This is a genomic window from Spirabiliibacterium pneumoniae (assembly GCF_014884995.1).
GTDB classification, from domain to species: domain Bacteria; phylum Pseudomonadota; class Gammaproteobacteria; order Enterobacterales; family Pasteurellaceae; genus Spirabiliibacterium; species Spirabiliibacterium pneumoniae.
Genome location: NZ_JABMII010000001.1, coordinates 75,900 through 94,502, shown reverse-complemented (window position 1 = coordinate 94,502; position 18,603 = coordinate 75,900). Strand labels below are relative to the sequence as shown.

Annotated in this window: 17 protein-coding genes; 13 read left to right on the top strand and 4 right to left on the bottom strand. The window is 47.3% G+C overall.

Annotation, left to right across the window (positions count from 1 at the left end):
• Nucleotides 1-114: 114 nt before the first annotated feature.
• On the bottom strand, nt 115-900 hold the full coding sequence (locus HPC38_RS00490) for an alpha/beta fold hydrolase (RefSeq protein WP_208119323.1): 786 nt from the start codon (nt 898-900) through the stop codon (nt 115-117).
• Nucleotides 901-1,019: 119 nt separating this feature from the next.
• Here HPC38_RS00490 and seqA point away from each other — a divergent pair, with 119 nt between their 5' ends.
• The 11 genes from seqA (at nt 1,020) to recR (ending at nt 13,955) form a co-directional block, all read left to right on the top strand.
• Nucleotides 1,020-1,640 carry a replication initiation negative regulator SeqA gene (seqA, locus tag HPC38_RS00485; protein WP_208119322.1) on the top strand — a complete coding sequence of 207 codons (621 nt, stop codon included), beginning with the start codon at nt 1,020-1,022 and terminating at the stop codon, nt 1,638-1,640.
• Complete coding sequence (locus tag HPC38_RS00480) at nt 1,615-3,033, top strand: AMP-binding protein (RefSeq protein ID WP_208119321.1); 1,419 nt, start codon at nt 1,615-1,617, stop codon at nt 3,031-3,033. Before seqA ends, HPC38_RS00480 begins: the two co-directional genes overlap by 26 nt.
• Nucleotides 3,034-3,064: 31 nt before the next feature.
• Nucleotides 3,065-6,547 (top strand): mechanosensitive channel MscK, encoded by a 3,483-nt coding sequence (gene mscK, locus HPC38_RS00475; protein ID WP_208119320.1) that lies wholly within the window; start codon nt 3,065-3,067, stop codon nt 6,545-6,547.
• Nucleotides 6,548-6,560: 13 nt separating this feature from the next.
• Nucleotides 6,561-7,649, top strand: a complete 1,089-nt coding sequence (gene aroC / locus HPC38_RS00470; RefSeq protein WP_208119319.1) for a chorismate synthase — start codon at nt 6,561-6,563, stop codon at nt 7,647-7,649.
• Complete coding sequence (gene mepA / locus HPC38_RS00465; RefSeq protein WP_208119318.1) at nt 7,649-8,494, top strand: penicillin-insensitive murein endopeptidase; 846 nt, start codon at nt 7,649-7,651, stop codon at nt 8,492-8,494. Before aroC ends, mepA begins: the two co-directional genes overlap by 1 nt.
• Before the next feature lie 26 nt (nt 8,495-8,520).
• Nucleotides 8,521-9,282, top strand: coding sequence for a TSUP family transporter (locus tag HPC38_RS00460; protein WP_208119317.1), 762 nt, complete (start codon nt 8,521-8,523; stop codon nt 9,280-9,282).
• The gene (lpxM, locus tag HPC38_RS00455; protein WP_208119316.1) at nt 9,282-10,244 is read left to right on the top strand and encodes a lauroyl-Kdo(2)-lipid IV(A) myristoyltransferase; all 963 of its coding nucleotides are present in this window, start codon (nt 9,282-9,284) and stop codon (nt 10,242-10,244) included. Before HPC38_RS00460 ends, lpxM begins: the two co-directional genes overlap by 1 nt.
• 68 nt (nt 10,245-10,312) lie before the next feature.
• The gene (gene apt / locus HPC38_RS00450) at nt 10,313-10,861 is read left to right on the top strand and encodes an adenine phosphoribosyltransferase (protein WP_208119315.1); all 549 of its coding nucleotides are present in this window, start codon (nt 10,313-10,315) and stop codon (nt 10,859-10,861) included.
• An 8-nt stretch (nt 10,862-10,869) separates the two neighbouring features.
• Nucleotides 10,870-12,918, top strand: coding sequence for a DNA polymerase III subunit gamma/tau (gene dnaX, locus HPC38_RS00445; protein WP_208119314.1), 2,049 nt, complete (start codon nt 10,870-10,872; stop codon nt 12,916-12,918).
• A gap of 65 nt (nt 12,919-12,983) precedes the next feature.
• Entirely contained in the window at nt 12,984-13,313 is a 330-nt protein-coding gene (locus HPC38_RS00440; protein ID WP_208119313.1) for a YbaB/EbfC family nucleoid-associated protein, read from the top strand.
• Between the two features lie 42 nt (nt 13,314-13,355).
• Nucleotides 13,356-13,955 (top strand): recombination mediator RecR, encoded by a 600-nt coding sequence (gene recR / locus HPC38_RS00435; RefSeq protein WP_208119312.1) that lies wholly within the window; start codon nt 13,356-13,358, stop codon nt 13,953-13,955.
• A gap of 20 nt (nt 13,956-13,975) precedes the next feature.
• Here recR and HPC38_RS00430 read toward each other — a convergent pair whose 3' ends face one another.
• On the bottom strand, nt 13,976-14,836 hold the full coding sequence (locus HPC38_RS00430) for a VirK/YbjX family protein (RefSeq protein ID WP_208119311.1): 861 nt from the start codon (nt 14,834-14,836) through the stop codon (nt 13,976-13,978).
• Nucleotides 14,829-15,362, bottom strand: coding sequence for a ribosome biogenesis factor YjgA (gene yjgA / locus HPC38_RS00425; protein ID WP_208119310.1), 534 nt, complete (start codon nt 15,360-15,362; stop codon nt 14,829-14,831). Before yjgA ends, HPC38_RS00430 begins: the two co-directional genes overlap by 8 nt.
• Before the next feature lie 114 nt (nt 15,363-15,476).
• Here yjgA and pmbA point away from each other — a divergent pair, with 114 nt between their 5' ends.
• Together pmbA and hpt are read left to right on the top strand one after the other, a co-directional pair.
• Nucleotides 15,477-16,826 carry a metalloprotease PmbA gene (gene pmbA, locus HPC38_RS00420; protein ID WP_208119309.1) on the top strand — a complete coding sequence of 450 codons (1,350 nt, stop codon included), beginning with the start codon at nt 15,477-15,479 and terminating at the stop codon, nt 16,824-16,826.
• Nucleotides 16,827-17,057: 231 nt separating this feature from the next.
• The gene (gene hpt, locus HPC38_RS00415; RefSeq protein WP_208119308.1) at nt 17,058-17,597 is read left to right on the top strand and encodes a hypoxanthine phosphoribosyltransferase; all 540 of its coding nucleotides are present in this window, start codon (nt 17,058-17,060) and stop codon (nt 17,595-17,597) included.
• 19 nt (nt 17,598-17,616) lie between these two features.
• Here hpt and HPC38_RS00410 read toward each other — a convergent pair whose 3' ends face one another.
• Nucleotides 17,617-18,561: a GlxA family transcriptional regulator gene (locus HPC38_RS00410; protein ID WP_208119307.1), complete on the bottom strand. Its 945-nt coding sequence runs from the start codon at nt 18,559-18,561 to the stop codon at nt 17,617-17,619.
• Between the last annotated feature and the right edge of the window lie 42 nt (nt 18,562-18,603).

Genomic DNA, 18,603 nt, shown 5'->3' with positions numbered 1-18,603 from the left:
TTGATTACCCTAATCTTGTTTTTTGTTATAAATCATACGTTATTTCATTCAAGTGAGAATGATAAGCCGTTGGCCAGATTTGCGAACTATACCATACTTTTCAAAAAAGTTAAATTAGGCTAAGAACGCGCGTATCGCCTCAATAACCGCACTTGGCTTTTCCGCGTGCAGCCAGTGGGCGGTGTCGTCGATTGTTACGATTTTTGCCGCACTAAATTGCGCGTGGATAGCCGCCAGATAGTGGTCCGCCACATACTGCGATCGCCCGCCGCGAATAAATAGTGTTGGCACACTGATATGCAATGGCTGCCAGCTCATAATGTTGTCGTAATTTTGATAAAGTGCGGTCAAATTAAACAAAAAACGATCAGGTGAACTAGCATCAAAGGATTTCAGCATAAATTGTTGTACACCTTCGGCCTGAATATGTTGCTGCAAAATAGGCTTGGCCTCTTGGCGTGTTGCAGGCATCGCTTTTTGTACGGCAAACAAAGCATTGAACACATCATCGTGCCCATTGTGGCCATAAGCAACAGGCGCAATATCTAGCACGATTAATTGCTTAACTCGTGAGCCAAGGCGCTCAGCCGCCGCCATAGCGGTTTTCCCACCCATTGAGTGCCCGACTAATATCACGTCACGCACGCTAAGCTGGTCAAGCAGCGTAATCACATCCTGCGCCATGTCAGCGTAGTTCATCTCGTGACTATGAAATGAATGCCCATGATTACGCAGGTCGATTTTCAGCACAGGGTAGTCTTGCGCGAATGCACGCGCAATGACACCAAGGTTATTAAGATCGCCAAATAAGCCGTGCAGAAGCACCATGGTGGGCGCGCTGCTGATTGTTTTTTCGGCATTTTGCCATTGATAATGGAGAAATTGTGTATTTTGTGACATTTGTGTTTGTTAAATCGTAGTTAAACGGACTTTAAATGAGTATAATGGGGCAAAATAATATTCAAATCAAGCAATCACTGCCATAAGCAAAACTGTGCTTAGCGCAAGAGGAGAGAAGCATGAAAATTATCGAAGTCGACGAAGAAATTTATCAATACCTCGTGTCTAACACCCAATCCATTGGGGAGAGCGCGTCGGATATTTTACGTCGCTTGTTAAATTTATCGGCTGACCATTCCCCTGCGGTGGCAGCACCCGAGCCAGCCAATGTTGAGCGCGCGCCAACACCGGTTGTCAGTATCCCTATGCCAGCAAAGCCAGCGGTTAGCAACGTGCAGCCTGAGGTGACCGTAAGCAAAAAAACACAATCGCAAGAGTCCATCATGCACGTGGTTAACCGCGTGCGCAAGGTGATCGACTCAGAAGCCTTTCAGCAAGAGAGCAAGGGGGTGGTGAAATTTTTAATGATTTTGACCGCACTTTATCGAGCTAATCCTGAGACGTTCGCGCAAGCCACTGAATCTTTAGCGGGGCGAACACGGGTGTATTTTGCGCGGGATGAAGCCACCTTGTTGCAAGCCGGCACACACACCAAGCCAAAGCAAATCCCGGAAACACCCTACTGGGTGATCACTAACACCAATAGTCAGCGGAAAATGTTGATGCTGGAAGGGGCGATGACGTCTATGCACTTGCCGACTGATTTGATCGACGATGTCAGATCGTATTTCACTGCATGATGCACTAGCGTGGCAAGCGCATTTAGCGCAGCTGCGTACAAGTGAGCGCATCGCCTGTGAGCGGGGTGAAAAAGCAAGTGCAATCGATGACTTGCTTTTTTCATCTCGTACATTGCGTTGGTGCGATGTTATGCGCACATTCGATGCCCTTTGTGCTCAGTTGCGAACAGCCCATGTGGGCGAGCATGCAGGGGTGGCGCTGATTGGGCACAACAGCTTAATACAATTATTGCTCTATTTTGCCGCTTTAGCGGTAGGCGCGCGCGTAATGGTGCTCAATCCGCATTTTCCCGCTGAAAAATTAAAGCGCATTTGCGATGACAATCAGCTGTTGTTTTATTGGGCGGAAAAGCCAATCACGTTGCCACTGACGCCTTTGGCGCTGACGGGAGCATTAGCACAAAGTGCGGTCAACCCTTGGCATGGGCTAAGCATGACGCTATCCTCTGGGTCCACTGGGCAACCTAAAGCCATCGTACACAATGTACAGGCGCATTTAGCCAATGCTTGTGGTGTATGTGAAGCACTGAAGTTTAGCGCGAAAGACACATGGCTTTACACCTTGCCATTATTTCATGTTTCTGGTCAAGGCATTGCTTGGCGTTGGATTAGCCAAGGCGCCTGCTTGCGTCTGCCGAGTGATGATCTGCTTGCCGACATTACCCGTTGTAGCCACTGCTCGCTTGTACCCACCCAACTGTGGCGCTATCTGAAGCAGAAAAAAACGATGCAAAGTGCGGTCAGAGCAGGGCAGAAAGTGTTGCTCGGCGGTGCGTATCTTGACCCACAATTGTGCACACAGGCGCAATTGCAAGGGCTTGAGGTTTATCGCGGTTATGGCTTAACGGAGATGGCCTCCACCGTTTATATTGAACGCAGCGGACAACCGCACTTTGCACTATTACGAGGGCGTGAGCTGCGGGTGGAGCAAGGTGAAATTTGGGTACGCGGTGCGGGGCTGGCGTTGGGGCGTTGGCAACAAGGAAAAATAGTGCCGATTGTCAACGCGCAAGGCTGGTTTGCCACGCGAGATTGCGGCACTTTTGACGGCGAGCGATTGAACATCACAGGACGAATGGATAATATGTTCATTTGCGGTGGTGAAAATGTGCAGCCAGAGGAGATTGAGCAAGTGCTCTATCAAACGGGGCTGGTTAGTCAGGCTTATGTGGTCGGGCAGGTGGATGCCGAGTTCGGGCACAAAGTAGTGGCGTTTGTGGCATTTACGCAGGGTGATTTTGCCACACAAAGTGCGGTGCTGGCTGAGCGTATTGCCACGCAAATTGAACGTTTTAAGCAGCCCGTTGCGTACTATCCGCTGCCTGTCATGGCGCCAGGCGCGATTAAAATTTCACGTGTAGCGCTGCGTGAGCGCGTGAATATGATTAAATAATCGTGAATATGATTAAATAATAAGGAAGGTTATGTTGAAGGTTGGCTTACGGTTGTTTTCATTCATTGTGCTCTTGTTATTTGGCACCCACGCATTGGGGCAAGATACGCTGCCGAAAAAAGCCGATGTGCAAGCACAAATTGAGACGGTGGAAAAAAGCGACAAAAAAGAGCCAGATACAGAGCTGTTGTTGAATAATTTGCGAGATACTCTCTCATTATTGACGCAAGTCGATCAGCAACAAAGTGCTATCGATGCGCTGCGAAACACGGTGAATCAAGCCGATAGCCTGATTCAAAAAAGCCAAAGTAGCCTTAATCAAATTAATGATCAGCCCAAAGCAGATGAAGTGGCGCAACAGTGGTCAGACAAAACACTAGATGAACTCACTGCCATGCAGACCAGTAATGAAGCGAAACTTCAACAAATTCAAACGCAGTTAACCAATTTAAACACGCAGCTGGTAGCGCAACGCAGTGCACCTGAACGGATTCAAATGTCACTGAGCGAAAACCTTGAGCGTACTACACAGCTTAACAAGTTGATGTTCAGCGCACAGGTTAGTCCATCGTTGCGTGATAAATATAAAGCGGAGTTGGAGTTGATTGAACTGCGCAATCAATACAATCAGCTCAGTCTTAATGGCGGCTCACGCTTAACGTCATTATACGAATCGCAAATCGCAGAAAAAACCGCTGAGCAGCAGTATATTCAAGCCATTCAAGGGCGCTTGGTGCAAAAAATCAGTGAAATGCGTTTGGCATTATCGCAGCAGCAGGTTGCCCAGCTAGAGCAAAGCAGTGGCAATAATTTAGCTAATCCGCTGATCAAATCCGAGCTGGCATTGAATTCAAAACTCAGTCAAGATTTACTTGAGCAAACCAATACCAACAATCAATTGGTACAAGATGGCTTGCGCATTCGCAATGCGTTGGATAATCTCATTCAAACTCAACGTAACCTAGAAGAGCAAATTAGTGCTTTGCAGGGTACATTACTACTTTCTCGTGTGATTAATAAGCAGCGCCATTCACTGCCCAGTGATAGTTTGATCAGCGACTTGCCTAATCGCATCACACAATTGCGTGTTATGCTGTTTAACGTAAATGAAAAGCGTGATGAGGTATTTAATCCTGCCAATTATATTGAAAACTTAGAAATAGAGCACAATACCCAATTTAGTGCATTGGAGAAAAGACAGCTGACCACGATTTTACAAGATCGCCGTAAGCTGTTAACCGACATCATCACTCAACTAAATGAGCAGCTTAATCACGCAATTAATATTGAGCTTAATCAACAACAGGTAGTGAGCATTAGTAATGAGCTGCAAAGCAAACTCGAGCAGCAAAGTTTTTGGGTGCGCAGCAACATTCCTGTGGATTGGACATGGTTTAAAAACTTGCCGAAAATGGCCAGTGCGCAAATTAAGCAAATTGTCGGCTTGATGGGCTTTAGCCACTGGCGTGAACATATTACATCGGTGGCGTTGCTGTTGGTGGTGTTATTGGTGCCGATGTTTTTGATCAGCTGGCGCAAAGAGTGGATCAAAAAACGTATTACGTTTCATAACTCACAAGTGAACACACTTAATGGTGATAGCCTATGGCGCACTATTATGGTGTTGATTTATACCGTATTGTTAGCATTGCCAAGCACATTATTGTTTTTGGTTAGCCTCACGGTGATTTTATTTTTTATGTTTAAAACGCCGCTCGATTATTTGCCTTGGGCATTTCGGATGGCGGCGTTTTGGCTCTTTTTTGCTTTTATGCTGGCATTGCTGCGCCCAAATGGTATCAGCTATCGCCACTTCAATTTTTCGCAAACGACTAATGAACTGTTCCGCAGCACGTTAAAACGATCTATTCCGATTTTGGTGGTATTGCTTAACGCGTCTATTTTTACTGGCCTTGAAGATACTGGCGTTACGAATGATTATCTTGGTGAGACGATGATTGTGGTAGCGTTGTTGACCTTTTTATTTCAGATTCGCCCAGCATTTAGCAATGCCGTTAAGCACATGCAAACGGATCATAAAAATAGTGGCGAGCAGATCAACTACACCACAGTTCTGCGCATTTTTAGTGTGTTGTTGGTACTTATCCCGATCATATTGATTGTATTGATTGGATTAGGTTATTACTACACCGCACTTATTTTGATCAAATATATTACATACACCTATGTAGTGACCATTTTGTGGTTTTATCTGCGTGAGATTATCCATCGTGCCATTCGTGTGTCAGCGCGCAAGCTAGCTTATCGTCGTTTGAAAGAAAAACGTGAGCGTGAGCGGGAACAACAAGAGCAAGAAACACGCGGCGAGGAGTTTATGGTGGATGCGCAAGAAGAGCAAATCGCTATTGCCACCGTTAATCAACAAATTAGTCAAGTCAGCGACATTGTGATGTGGATTTTACTGGTCGGCTTGCTCTACTGGGTGTGGTCAGATTTGCTGAGCGTGGCATATTACCTTGACGGCATCACACTATGGCAGCAAACTAGCACGGGTGAAAATGGCAAAACGGAACTGGAATCCGTCACGCTGCTCAATTTGCTCAGTTCGTTCTTGATTTTATGGGGAACTTATTTGGTAGTGCGAAACTTAAGTGGGGTGCTGGAAATTTTGGTGTTCTCGCGCATTCGCCTCTCGCAAGGCGCGCCTTATGCCATCACGACCATTTTAAGTTATTTAATCATTGCCGTGGGGGCGGGCAGTGCATTTTCCAGCCTAGGCATGTCGTGGAGCAAATTACAATGGCTATTTGCCGCACTGTCGGTGGGGCTGGGATTCGGTTTGCAAGAAATCTTTGCCAATTTTGTCTCAGGCCTCATTATTTTATTTGAGCGCCCTGTACGCATTGGGGATATTATCACCATTGACTCTTTTAGCGGTACAGTATCGAAAATCCGCATTCGCGCCACCACCATTGTAGATTTTGATGGCAAAGAGGTGATTGTACCAAACAAAACCTTTGTGACAGAGCGTTTGACCAACTGGTCGCTGTCGAACACGGTTACGCGCATTGTGCTGGAGGTGGGTGTGGCGTATGGATCCGATTTAGAGCTCACTCGGGATCTGCTTTTGCAAGCCGCTGATGAAGCGCCACACGCGCTAAAAGAGCCTGTCCCGTCAGTTTATTTTCTCACCTTTGGTGCCAGCACGTTGGATCACGAGTTACGGGTGTATGTCAGCCAAACAGAATATCGCAACCCAACGATTGACTTTTTAAATCGTCGTATCGATGAACTGTTCAAACAGCATAATATTGAAATTGCATTCAACCAATTGGATGTGTATATCAAAAACCTTGCTGATGGCCAGCAACTTAAGCTCGACCAACAAGCGTTAGCCAATGAATCGGGGACTAAAAATTCTCAGCCCGTTGAGTTAAAAAGTGCGGTCAATAAGGCAAAAAATACACGCAAGCCACCATTGATTAAAGAATATGAAGAACACCATCGCGACCATGATCTTGATTTGGACTTTGATGGCGATGATGAACATTAGACAAGGATAACATATGGCAGGAAATAGTATCGGACAGCTTTTTCGCGTAACGACTTTTGGGGAATCCCACGGGGTGGCGTTAGGTTGTATTGTTGATGGTGTGCCGCCAGGGCTGGAGCTGTGCGAGGCGGATATGCAACATGACCTTAATCGTCGCAAACCTGGCACGTCACGTTATACAACCCCGCGGCGTGAAGATGACGAAGTGCAAATTCTCTCTGGCGTATTTGAAGGCAAAACAACGGGCACTAGCATCGGGCTTGTGATCAAAAATGCTGATCAACGCTCTAAAGACTACGGCGATATTAAAGACAAATTCCGTCCAGGGCATGCGGATTACACTTATCAACAAAAATATGGCTTGCGTGATTATCGTGGTGGTGGGCGTTCCTCTGCGCGAGAAACTGCTATGCGCGTGGCAGCAGGGGCGATCGCGAAAAAATACCTTAAAGTGCATTTTGGCGTACAAATCAACGCATTTTTGAGCCAAATGGGCGATGTGAAAATAAACGAGCAACCCCTTGATGCGATCGATTGGGATGCGGTCAACAGCAACCCCTTTTTCTGCCCTGACCAAAGTGCGGTCGAGCAATTTGATCAGCTGATTCGAGCATTGAAAAAAGAAGGTAACTCCATTGGGGCTAAGCTCACCGTGGTGGCGCAAAATGTGCCTGTGGGCTTAGGTGAGCCTGTCTTCGACCGTCTCGATGCCGATCTTGCCCACGCGTTGATGAGCATTAATGCGGTGAAAGGCGTAGAAATTGGTGACGGCTTTGCAGTGGTGAGCCAAAAAGGCACAGCGCACCGTGATGAAATGACCCCTGAAGGTTTTTGCTCCAACCACGCTGGCGGCATTTTAGGGGGAATCAGTACAGGGCAGCCGATTATCGCGCACATTGCACTCAAACCCACCTCAAGTATCACGGTGCCAGGGCGCAGTGTGGATGTGAACAACCAAGCAGTGGAAGTAGTCACTCGTGGCCGCCACGACCCGTGTGTGGGCATTCGTGCGGTGCCGATTGCTGAGGCGATGATGGCGATAGTCTTACTCGACCACCTATTACGCCAGCGTGCACAGTGTGGCTTAAAGGAGCTGGTATAATGAAACGGTTAATCATGCTTGCAACCTTCGCGCTGACCGCACTTTTAACGATGCAAAGTGCGGTGGCGGAAACCGAGTGGCAAAAAATTAAGCGCCCTATTCCAGGTGAGGCGTTGCCCGTTGGGGGCTACAGTAATGGCTGTATTATTGGCGCGCAGCCGTTGGCGTGGCGCGGTGAGGGCTATCAAGTTATCCGTATGCAGAAAAATCGCTACTACGGGCACCCGATGATGATCCGTTATTTGCAAGATCTGGGCAAGCGCGTGAAACAAGCGGGCTTGCCAACCATGCTGGTGGGCGACATCGCTATGCCAGGCGGCGGGCGTTTTTTAACGGGCCACGCCAGTCACCAAATCGGGCTAGATGCCGATATTTGGCTGCGCTTTGGCCCGTTGAGTGATAAAGAAGCAAGAACGCCAGTGGCCACGTTAATGGTTGATCGTGCGCGCAAAGTGGTGGATGAGCAAGTGTGGACAAACGGGCAAACCACCATGTTGAAACTGGCTAGTCAAGACCCGCGAGTGGCGCGCATTTTTGTCAACCCAGCCATCAAGGTGAAACTGTGTCAAAGCGTGCGCGGCGATCGCAACTGGCTGCGCAAAATTCGCCCGTGGTTTGGGCATGATGCGCATTTTCATGTACGCTTGCATTGCCCAAGTGATGCCAAATATTGCCAAGAGCAAGCGCCTATCCCCGCTGGCGAAGGCTGTGGTGCGGAGCTTTATTCTTGGTTTGAACCGCCGAAGCCGAGCGTGAGTAAGCCGAAAAAAAGCGTGCCTGCGCTGCCTGCATTATGCCAGCAAGTGCTTGATGCTCCTGATAAATACAAATGGCTACAAGATTAACCGCACTTTAATGATGAGGAGAACCTATGGATCTAGGCTTTGACGTGATCGCGCTGTTGTTTGTCTTGGCGTGCATTTCGGGCTTTATTGATGCCATTGCGGGCGGAGGCGGGCTTATCACTATCCCTGCGCTGTTGGCAACGGGAATGTCACCTGCCATGGCGCTGGGCACCAACAAGTTACAAGCCTGTGGCGGCTCATTTTCGGCGAGTTGGTATTTTATCCGCCAAAAAGCGGTAGATGTTCGCTCGGTGTGGTTTTTGATTGTGTGCACCTTTATTGGTGCGGCACTGGGTACGTTGTTGGTGCAGCAAATTGATGCCAGTTTTTTGAAAAAAATTCTGCCATTTTTGATTCTCGCCATCGGGCTGTATTTCTTGCTGTCCCCCAATCTTGGCGTTGTGGATAAACAACGCCGTGTAAGTTTGATCGTGTTTGCGCTCACCGCAGGCTTTGGGGTTGGGTTTTACGACGGCTTTTTCGGCCCAGGCACGGGGTCGTTTTACAGTCTTGCGTTTGTCGCTCTACTAGGCTATAACCTCGCCAAAGCCACCGCACACGCGAAAGTGCTCAATTTTACCTCCAATGTCGCCTCGTTGCTATTTTTTATCCTTGGCGGGCATGTAGTGTGGGAAATTGGTTTTTTGATGATGCTGGGGCAATTTTTAGGTGCGCGGATGGGCGCAAAAATGGTATTAACCAAAGGGCAAAAACTGATCCGCCCAATGGTGGTACTGATGTCGTTGATTATGACAGTGAAACTGGCAATGGATAATGGGTGGTTTTAATGAGCGATGAAAATATCCGCCTGACCTCGCGTGTGGGCTATGATCCTGCATGGTCGTGGCAATTTTTGCACCCCAAATATTGGGGCGTGTGGCTTGGCATGGGAGTGATCGCACTGTTGGCATTTTTGCCTTATCGCTGGCGTGACGCTCTTGCTGCTAAGCTCGCTCGCATGGTGGCACGCAAGGCGAAAAAGCAATATCATCGCGCGAAGGTTAACCTTGATTATTGCTTTCCCCAGTGGAGCGACGAGCAAAAAAGTGCGGTCATCGAACAGATGTTTGTGACTGTCAGTCAAGTGATGCTGGGCATTGGCGAGATTGCACTGCGCTCGCGTGAGCAGCTGAAAGCGCGCACCCGTTTTGAAGGGCTTGAGCACATTATTGAGGCGCGCAAAGCAGGGCAGAACATCATTTTATTGGTGCCCCATACGTGGTCGATTGATGCCTCAGGCATTATTTTGCACACTCAAGGCATGCCGATGACGGCGATGTATAATCCGCATCGCAATCCACTGGTGGATTATTTGTGGAACAAAACTCGTGAGCGCTTTGGCGGCAAAATGCAAGCGCGGCAAAATGGCATTAAGCCGTTTTTAAACCGCGTACGTGCTGGTGAAATGGGGTACTATTTGCCAGATGAAGACTACGGCGAGGAGCTGAGTGTCTATGCTGACTTTTTCGCCACTTACAAAGCCACGTTACCAGGGCTGAATAAAATGGCGAAAATCGCCCGCGCGGTGGTGATTCCGATGTTTGCTTGTTACAGTGCGCAAGAGGGTAAATACATTCTAAAAATTAAACCGTCTATGTCATTAAGCGATGATGACGTGCAGATGGCGCGTAATATGAACTCGGTGATTGAAGATTATGTGCGTGAGTCACCTGAGCAATATGTATGGATTTTACGGCTGTTAAAAACGCGCAAAGATGGCGAAGATATCTACAAAATGCCCGCACAATAACTTGCACAAAATGGGCGTTTTGCTATGCTAGGTTTTTAATTTGATTTCGACTTTTTAAGGGTTTAATAATGACTGCAAAGTGTGAATTGATTCGCTCCGCGATTAAAGCAATTCCTGACTATCCAAAAAAAGGCATTATTTTTAGAGATATTACCAGTTTGCTTGAAAATCCACTGGCATTTCAAGCGGCTATCGACATGTTGGTGGCACATTACAGCAACAAAGGCATCACCAAAGTGGTAGGCACCGAGTCGCGTGGCTTTATTTTTGGCGCACCCGTAGCGCTGGCGCTTGGCGTGCCGTTTGTCTTGGTGCGTAAGCCTGGCAAACTGCCGCGTGAAACGCTCTCGCAAAGTTATGAATTAGAATACGGACAAGATACGTTAGAAATCCACGTTGATGCCATTACGGAAGGCGATAATGTGTTGATCATCGACGATTTGCTCGCAACAGGCGGCACGGTGGAGGCAACAGCAAAATTGATCCGTCGCTTAGGCGGTAAAGCCGAGCATGCAGGCTTTATTATTCGCTTGATTGATCTTGGCGGCAAAGAGCGGTTGGCGAAAGAAAACATTGCGTGTTTTGACGTGGTTGAGTTTAGTGAAGATCAATATTAAGGGATAACATGAGCTATCAGGTCTTGGCAAGAAAATGGCGGCCGCAAACCTTTTCGCAAGTGGTCGGCCAGCAGCATGTGCTCAGCGCATTGCAAAATGGGCTAAACACGGGTCGACTGCATCATGCCTACCTGTTTTCAGGCACGCGCGGGGTGGGTAAAACGTCCATTGCGCGGCTGTTTGCCAAAGGATTGAACTGCGAAACGGGCATTACCGCCACGCCGTGTGGCAAATGTGCTAATTGCAAAGCCATTGAAGAAGGGCGTTTTATTGATTTATTAGAAATCGACGCCGCTTCCCGCACTAAAGTGGAAGACACCCGTGATTTGCTGGACAATGTGCAATATAAACCCGTGCAAGGGCGCTTTAAAATCTACTTGATTGATGAAGTGCATATGCTATCGCGTCACAGTTTCAATGCGCTGCTCAAAACGCTAGAAGAGCCGCCTGAATACGTCAAATTCTTGCTTGCCACCACCGATCCGCAAAAACTGCCGATCACGATTTTATCCCGTTGCATTCAGTTTCATCTCAAAGCACTGGACACCGAACAAATCAGCGAACACTTGGGCGCAATTTTAAATCAAGAAAAGCTCGCTTTTGACCTGACCGCACTTGAGCAACTCGCTAAAGCCGCCAAGGGTAGCATTCGTGATGCGTTGAGCTTGACCGATCAAGCGATTGCGATGGGTAATGGTGAAGTGCGGTTAGCCACTGTGCAGCAAATGCTTGGCACGCTGGATGATGACCAAGCGTTGGATATTATTCAAGCGCTGCAACTGGCCGATGGCAATACCTTAATGCAGGCGATTTCGGCGGTGGCGCAGAAAGGAATTGGCTGGGATCAACTTCTCCAGCAGCTGGCCAGCCAGCTGCATTTGATTGCCATGCGCCAGTTGTTAAAAGGTGAGCAAACCGATGACCGCATTGGCTTTTTGGCGCAGCATTTGCCCCCTGAAGATGTGCAGTTTTATTATCAGTTGATCTTAACGGGGCGCAAGGAGCTGCCGTTTGCGCCCGAGCCACGCAGTGGCGTTGAAATGACATTGTTGCGTGCATTGGCTTTCCATCCGAGTAATTGGCAGGTTGCGCCTGCAAGCAAGCCAACAGCCGCGCCAGATACCGCAAGCAAAATTGACGCCATGCGTGAGCAGCTGAAAACGCAAAGTGCGGTGACGAAGCCGCAAGTGGTTAAACCGACTGTGGAGCACTATGATGCGGTGCAAAGTGCGGTCAGCGAAGCCGTTAAAGAAACGCCGACCGATGAGCTCAATGCTGAGACGAGTGACACACTTTCGCCCGCCTTGCGCGCAGCAGCTGCGTTAAAAAAACTCAATCAAGAAGAAAAAAAAAAGCCCGTAGCAATCACTGAGCCAGCGCCTGCGAGCAAAGTGCAAGCGCAAACCTGCGGCAAGGTTGATTTGCTTGAGCGCTTAAACCACCTAGCACAACACACGCTCGCGCCTGAAGAGCCTGATCAAGAGGTGCCCACACCAGATATCCAACCCGAAAGTAATGACGATGAAATTGGTGAAGATTATCACTGGCAGTGGCTCAACCCTGAGCTTGAAAGCCATGATGACAACCGCTTGCGCCCATCGGAAATAAAACAAGCCATTTTGCAAGACTATACGCCTGACGTGGTGGCAAAAGTGCTGCAGCTTAGTGCCGAGCGTGATAAATGGGCGGCGGATGTGGAGGCGTTGGGTATGACGGGCTTGAGCAAGCAGCTGGCACTCAACGCCTTGTTGTTGAGCCACAATGCAACGGAAATTGTCCTTGGGCTGCGCTCGCAATTTAGTCATTTGCAGCGGGATAATTACCTCGAGGCATTACAAAGCAAATTACAACAGTATTTTTCTCAACCGCACTTGCAGTTACGCGTTGAAATTTGTGATGATAGCGATGAGCTAACTCCCATCGAATTGCGCCGTGAAGTGTATCAAGAACTAAGCCAATCCGCGAAAGCCGCCCTTGAGCAAGACGACAAGCTCGCGCTCCTCAAGGAGGCGTTTGATGCGACACTGGAGCTTGATAGCATACGGCCAGTCGGTTAGCCTTTGCCAGCGTCAACCTTTTAGGCTAAAATGCAGCTTTTACACGAAAAGAGAGAGAAAAAACAATGTTTGGAAAAGGTGGACTTGGAAATTTAATGAAGCAAGCGCAGCAAATGCAAGAGCGCATGCAAAAAATGCAAGAAGAAGTCGCCCAGCTGGAAGTGACAGGTGAATCAGGCGCGGGGTTGGTGAAAATCACCATCAACGGTGCGCATAATTGCCGTCGTGTTGAAATCGATCCGTCTTTGATGGAAGACGACAAAGAAATGCTGGAAGACTTGATCGCCGCTGCTTACAACGATGCGGTGCGCCGTGCCGAAGAGTTGCAAAAAGAAAAAATGGCGTCTATCACCAACGGCATGCAACTGCCACCTGGCTTTAAAATGCCATTCTAATTGCCGACCGCACTTTTATGAAAGTGCGGTTTTAGACAGCCTATGCAAATCAGCCCATTATTAGAGCAATTAATTGATGCCTTGCGTTGCCTGCCAGGTGTGGGCCCAAAATCGGCCCAGCGTATGGCTTACCATTTGCTGCAACGCAACCGCAGTGGTGGCATGAACCTTGCCCAAATGCTTGAGCGCGCCATGAGCCAAATTGGGCATTGCAACCAATGCCGTACATTCACGGAAGAAGAGGTCTGCGCCCTGTGCCGCAATCCGCGTCGGCAAAAAAGTCAGCAGTTGTGCGTGGTTGAAATGCCTTCTGATATTCAAGCTATTGAGTTAACAGGACAGTATTCTGGTCGCTATTTTGTGTTGATGGGGCATCTTTCTCCCCTCGATGGCATCGGCCCGAAAGAAATCGGGCTGGATTTGCTTGAACAACGTTTGCTCAGTGAAACCTTTAGTGAAGTGATTTTAGCCACAAATCCCACTGTTGAGGGCGACGCCACCGCACATTTTATCGCACAGCTTTGCCAGCAATATGACATCCCCGTCACACGCATTGCCCACGGTATTCCTGTGGGTGGCGAGTTGGAAAATACCGACGGCACCACCTTGACCCATGCTTTAATCGGGCGGCGCAAACTCTAACTTGCAACCGCACTTTGGTGTTAGAATGTGGCAATCTCGGCTTGTGCGCGTTCTAGCATAGCGTAGCGTTTGCGATACATACTGCGTTTTTTGCTGGCAATCTCTTCCAGCGATTTTTGTTCAATCGCCGTTGGCAGGCGCCAAAAGCCAGATTGCGCTTCAAACTCACCTTCATTTTCAGCCCAAAATTCATCGTAGTTAAACAGTAAACGAGAGTGATCGTTAAAGCGGTATTTGGCTTGATGTTTGTGTGCCACACCATAGAGCGTGCAACCCCAGTGCGCGGCCAGCATTTTCATCAAATTGACTAACATAAAGTGCGGTCGCATGCCATGCAGCTGCTTAGTGAGGCTGCGCACCAGTGCTTGTGCTTGCTCGCCTTTAGGGCCTTGTAGCGAAGTGATCACCATGCGTTTGTCAGGCAAGATCATAAAAACCAAATCATACAGCCGCTGCGCACTGTGATCACGCAGATTCAGTGAGAAAAAGCCCTCGAGCGGATCAATTTGATTGATGTTGAAATAGGCGCTGATGTCGTCTGTCAACGGCGCGAAAGGCAGCGCATTTTGTGCCACTAAGGCGTCATAGCGCGCGCCTAATTTCTGCGCAACAAAATCAAAGGTATATTGCATTGCCTCCCGCCGCTGGGCAGGTGTGAAACGTTTGTCGCCATAGCAATACAGCAAGGCATAATGGCGGTATGGCTGAGCCTCAAAAATGGCGTTGGTCTGTGGCTGGTTGGACAAATAATCCATCCACGGCTCACATTGCGCGCGCGCTTTGGTGCGATAAAAATAATAACGCAGGCGTGAGCGCAACACTTTGAGCTTGCGCTTGTGTGGCGGAAAGAGCGCGCGTGCGCTTGGAAATGGTTTACTCATCACTGCACAACTCTTTGAGATATTGAAAAATTTCTCGATAAAACTTCGGTGGCTTATTGGCCTCACGTTCTTTTTTGGCGCCGCGAATTAAGTTGCGCAAATGCTGAATATCAAGGGCGGGGTAGTCAGCGATCAGCTGTGAGAAAAGCACATTATTGTCTTCTTCAAGCAGTTCATCGCGCCATTTTTCCAAGCGGTGGAATAGCACTTGTTGCTGATTGTGGCGATTTTCCAGCTTTTCCAAACCGTCTTTGATCGGCTCCACGTCCATTGTGCGCAACAGTTTGCCGATATATTGCAACTGACGACGCAAGGCGCCGCGTTGTGAGCGCTGGGCAAGGTCAATGGCATCACGCAATTTTTCTTCTAGGGGCAGTTTGTCAAGCTGTGCAGGGGTGAGTGCGACCAATTTTTCGCCGAATTTTTTTAAGGCTTGCGCATCGCGCTTGATTTCACTTTTGCTGACCCAAATGATGTCGTCATCTTGGTCGGTGTTATCTAAAAAGTCAGGCGTATTGTGTTGCATAAACTCTCTGTGGTTGTCAAAATTGCGCTCATCATAGCATAAATTATGTAATTACGTTAAACAGCGACGCAAAAGTGCGGTAGAATGGGGCAATTTTTTACAAAAGAGTGAACTATGACAGAGTCAACACAATCCCTTTTAATTCAACAACAGCAAGCATTGTTAAATGCGGCTGAAATGGCACTGGATTATGCCAAAAAAGCGGGTGCGAGCGCACAAGTAGGCGCCACTAAAACAGCGGGGCTGTCGGTTTCGAGTCGCTTGAGAGAACTTGAAAATATCGAATTTAACAACGACGGCGCGCTTGGCATCTCGGTGTATCTTGGCGCACGCAAAGGCAATGCCTCCACCTCAGATCTTAGCCCAAGTGCGGTTAAAAGTGCGGTTGAAGCGGCGTTAAGCATCGCCAAATACACCTCAGAAGATGATTGCAACGGCCTTGCTGAGCCTGCATTGCTAGCCCTCAATCCGCCTGATCTTGATCTTTATTACCCCCACGATCTCAGCGTGGATGATGCCATTGCCCTAGCTCTGCAAACTGAACGCGCCGCGTTAGATTTTGACTCGCGGGTTGTTAACAGTGAAGGGGCGAGTGTGAACGCTCACAGCGGCATTCGCGTTTATGGCAACACGCACGGCATGCTGGCCAGCTATCTTTCATCACGCTATTCGCTTTCTTGCAGTGTAATTGGTCAAGATGGTGGCGCAATGGAGCGTGATTATGAATACACCATCTCGCGCGATTTCAGCCAGCTGGCGAGTGCCGAATGGGTTGGCCAACAGTGCGCGCAAAAAACACTCAAACGGCTTAATCCACACAAATTACGCACCTGCAGTGCGCCCGTTGTATTTTTAAACGATGTGGCAACAGGCCTTTTAGGCACCATTGTGGGTGGCGCCAGCGGCAGTAGTATTTATCGCAAAACGAGCTTTTTATTGGATAAACTTGGGCAAGCCATCACGCCAAGCTGGTTAACCATCACGGAAAAACCGCACTTACGCGCAGGGCTTGCGTCCACACCGTTTGATAGTGAAGGGGTGAAAACAAAAGCGCGCGTGATTATCGACCAAGGCGTTTTACAAACCTATTTATTAACCACCTATAGCGCAAAAAAACTGGGACTGCAAAGCACAGGCCATGCTGGCGGCATTCACAACTGGCACGTCAGCCCGAACTTACACGGTGGCTTGACCGCACTTTTAGCGCAAATGGGCACAGGGCTTTTGGTTACGGAGCTGATGGGGCAAGGCGTGAACTTAGTGACAGGGGATTACTCCCGCGGCGCGGCGGGCTATTGGGTTGAAAATGGCGAAATTGCTTATCCTGTGAGTGAAATTACCATTGCGGGCAACCTTAACGACATGCTCGCCAATATGGTGGCAATGAGTGATGACATTGAGCATCGCTCTAACATTCAATCAGGCTCCATTTTACTCGACGAGATGAAAATTTCAGGTAATTAATGCAATTGATAATAATTCTTATTGACAACAAAAATAAACCTGATATGATAGCACTCAGTTACACGGCATTGGGTGTAGCGAGTCCGCAGCGATTGTGATAGCAGTCCAGCAGATGTAGAGTAAAAGTAAATTCGTTAAGTTTTAAGGCTGAAGATTCTTCAGCCTTTCTTTTTGGATTCAACCGCACTTTTGATGTATCATAAAACATCTTAGTTTATGAAAGGCATAATCATGAAAAAGCATCACGTTGAAACCCTTATTCCGCAAGCCGACGTTATCTCCCGTATTCATACCCTTGGGCAAGAAATTACCCGTTTTTATCAACAGCAACAGGTGGACTGCATCACCGTGGTGGGGCTGTTGCGCGGTTCGTTTATGTTCATGGCTGACCTCGTGCGAGAAATTAACATTGCTACTGAAATTGAATTTATGACCACCACCAGCTACGGCACAGGGCTTTATTCCAACCACGATGTAAAAATCACCAAAGATCTTGATGGCGACATCAAAGGCAAGCATGTGCTGATTGCTGAAGACATCATTGACACAGGCTACACCCTCGATAAAGTCCGCCAAATGCTCTTGCTGCGCGAACCCGCCTCCCTGACCATCTGTACCTTACTCGACAAACCCTCCCGTCGTGAAGTGGAAGTACCAGTGGACTGGGTCGGCTTTTCCATTCCTGATGAATTTGTTGTCGGCTACGGCATCGACTACGCCCAACGCTATCGTAACTTAAGCTACATTGGGCATGTGGTTTTGGAGGAGTAAAAAGACGAATTTCGCTTTTTTATGATTTAAATCTAAAACGCCATTGCTTTGGCGTTACATTATATTTTTTAATAAAATGCTGTCTCATTGATGTTGATGATTTAAAACCGCTCTGTAAAGATACTGTTTCTATATTAAGATCTGTGGTTTCTAATAAATTTTTCGCGTAGGCTAATCTCGTATCAATTAGCCAATGAGTAAATGATTGTCCAGTAATATTATGAAAATGACGAGTAAATGTTTTTCGACTCATAGCAAGTTGAGAAGCGAGTTGATTAATTGAATAATCTTGACAAATATTTTGCCTGATAATATTAATTAATTGATTTATATTGAAATTTTTATTTTTCTTTGATACAGGTTGTGGAATAAATTGTGGCTGGAGTCCTTCTCGATGAGTTGGCATAATAAGTATTTTTGCAATATTACTTGCTATTTCTACACCATAATAATTTCTAACAATAGATAAACAGCAATCTAAGCTGGCAACAGTTCCAGCCGACGTAATAACATTATCCTGCTCAATGTAAATAGTATTTTTTTCTAGTTTGACTTTAGGAAATCTCATAGAAAAGTCTACATGTGCAAGCCAATGTGTAGTCGCTTTTTTTCCATCTAAAATACCAGAGTATGCAAGAATATAGGCACCATAACACAAGCCGACAAGTATGGCTTTTTGAGAATATGCTTTTTTTAATGTATCTAATAACTTCTGTGGTGGCCTACTTTGATTATTTCCACCAAATAATATAATGACATCACACTCTGGAATTAATTCCAATCCACCATGTGGATGAATGGATAATTCATGATGTGTTTGTCTTGATATATCTTCCGTTGAAATTATTTTAATATCAAAAAGTTTTTTCTGATCTATAATCGTTGAAAAAATTTTATATGGAATAGAAAAATGGAATAAACTAAAGTCAGGATAAAGTACTAATGCAACAGTAGGCGTTTTCATATTATTAAATCCGCTATATTTTGACCCAATTTTTGCGAAAAT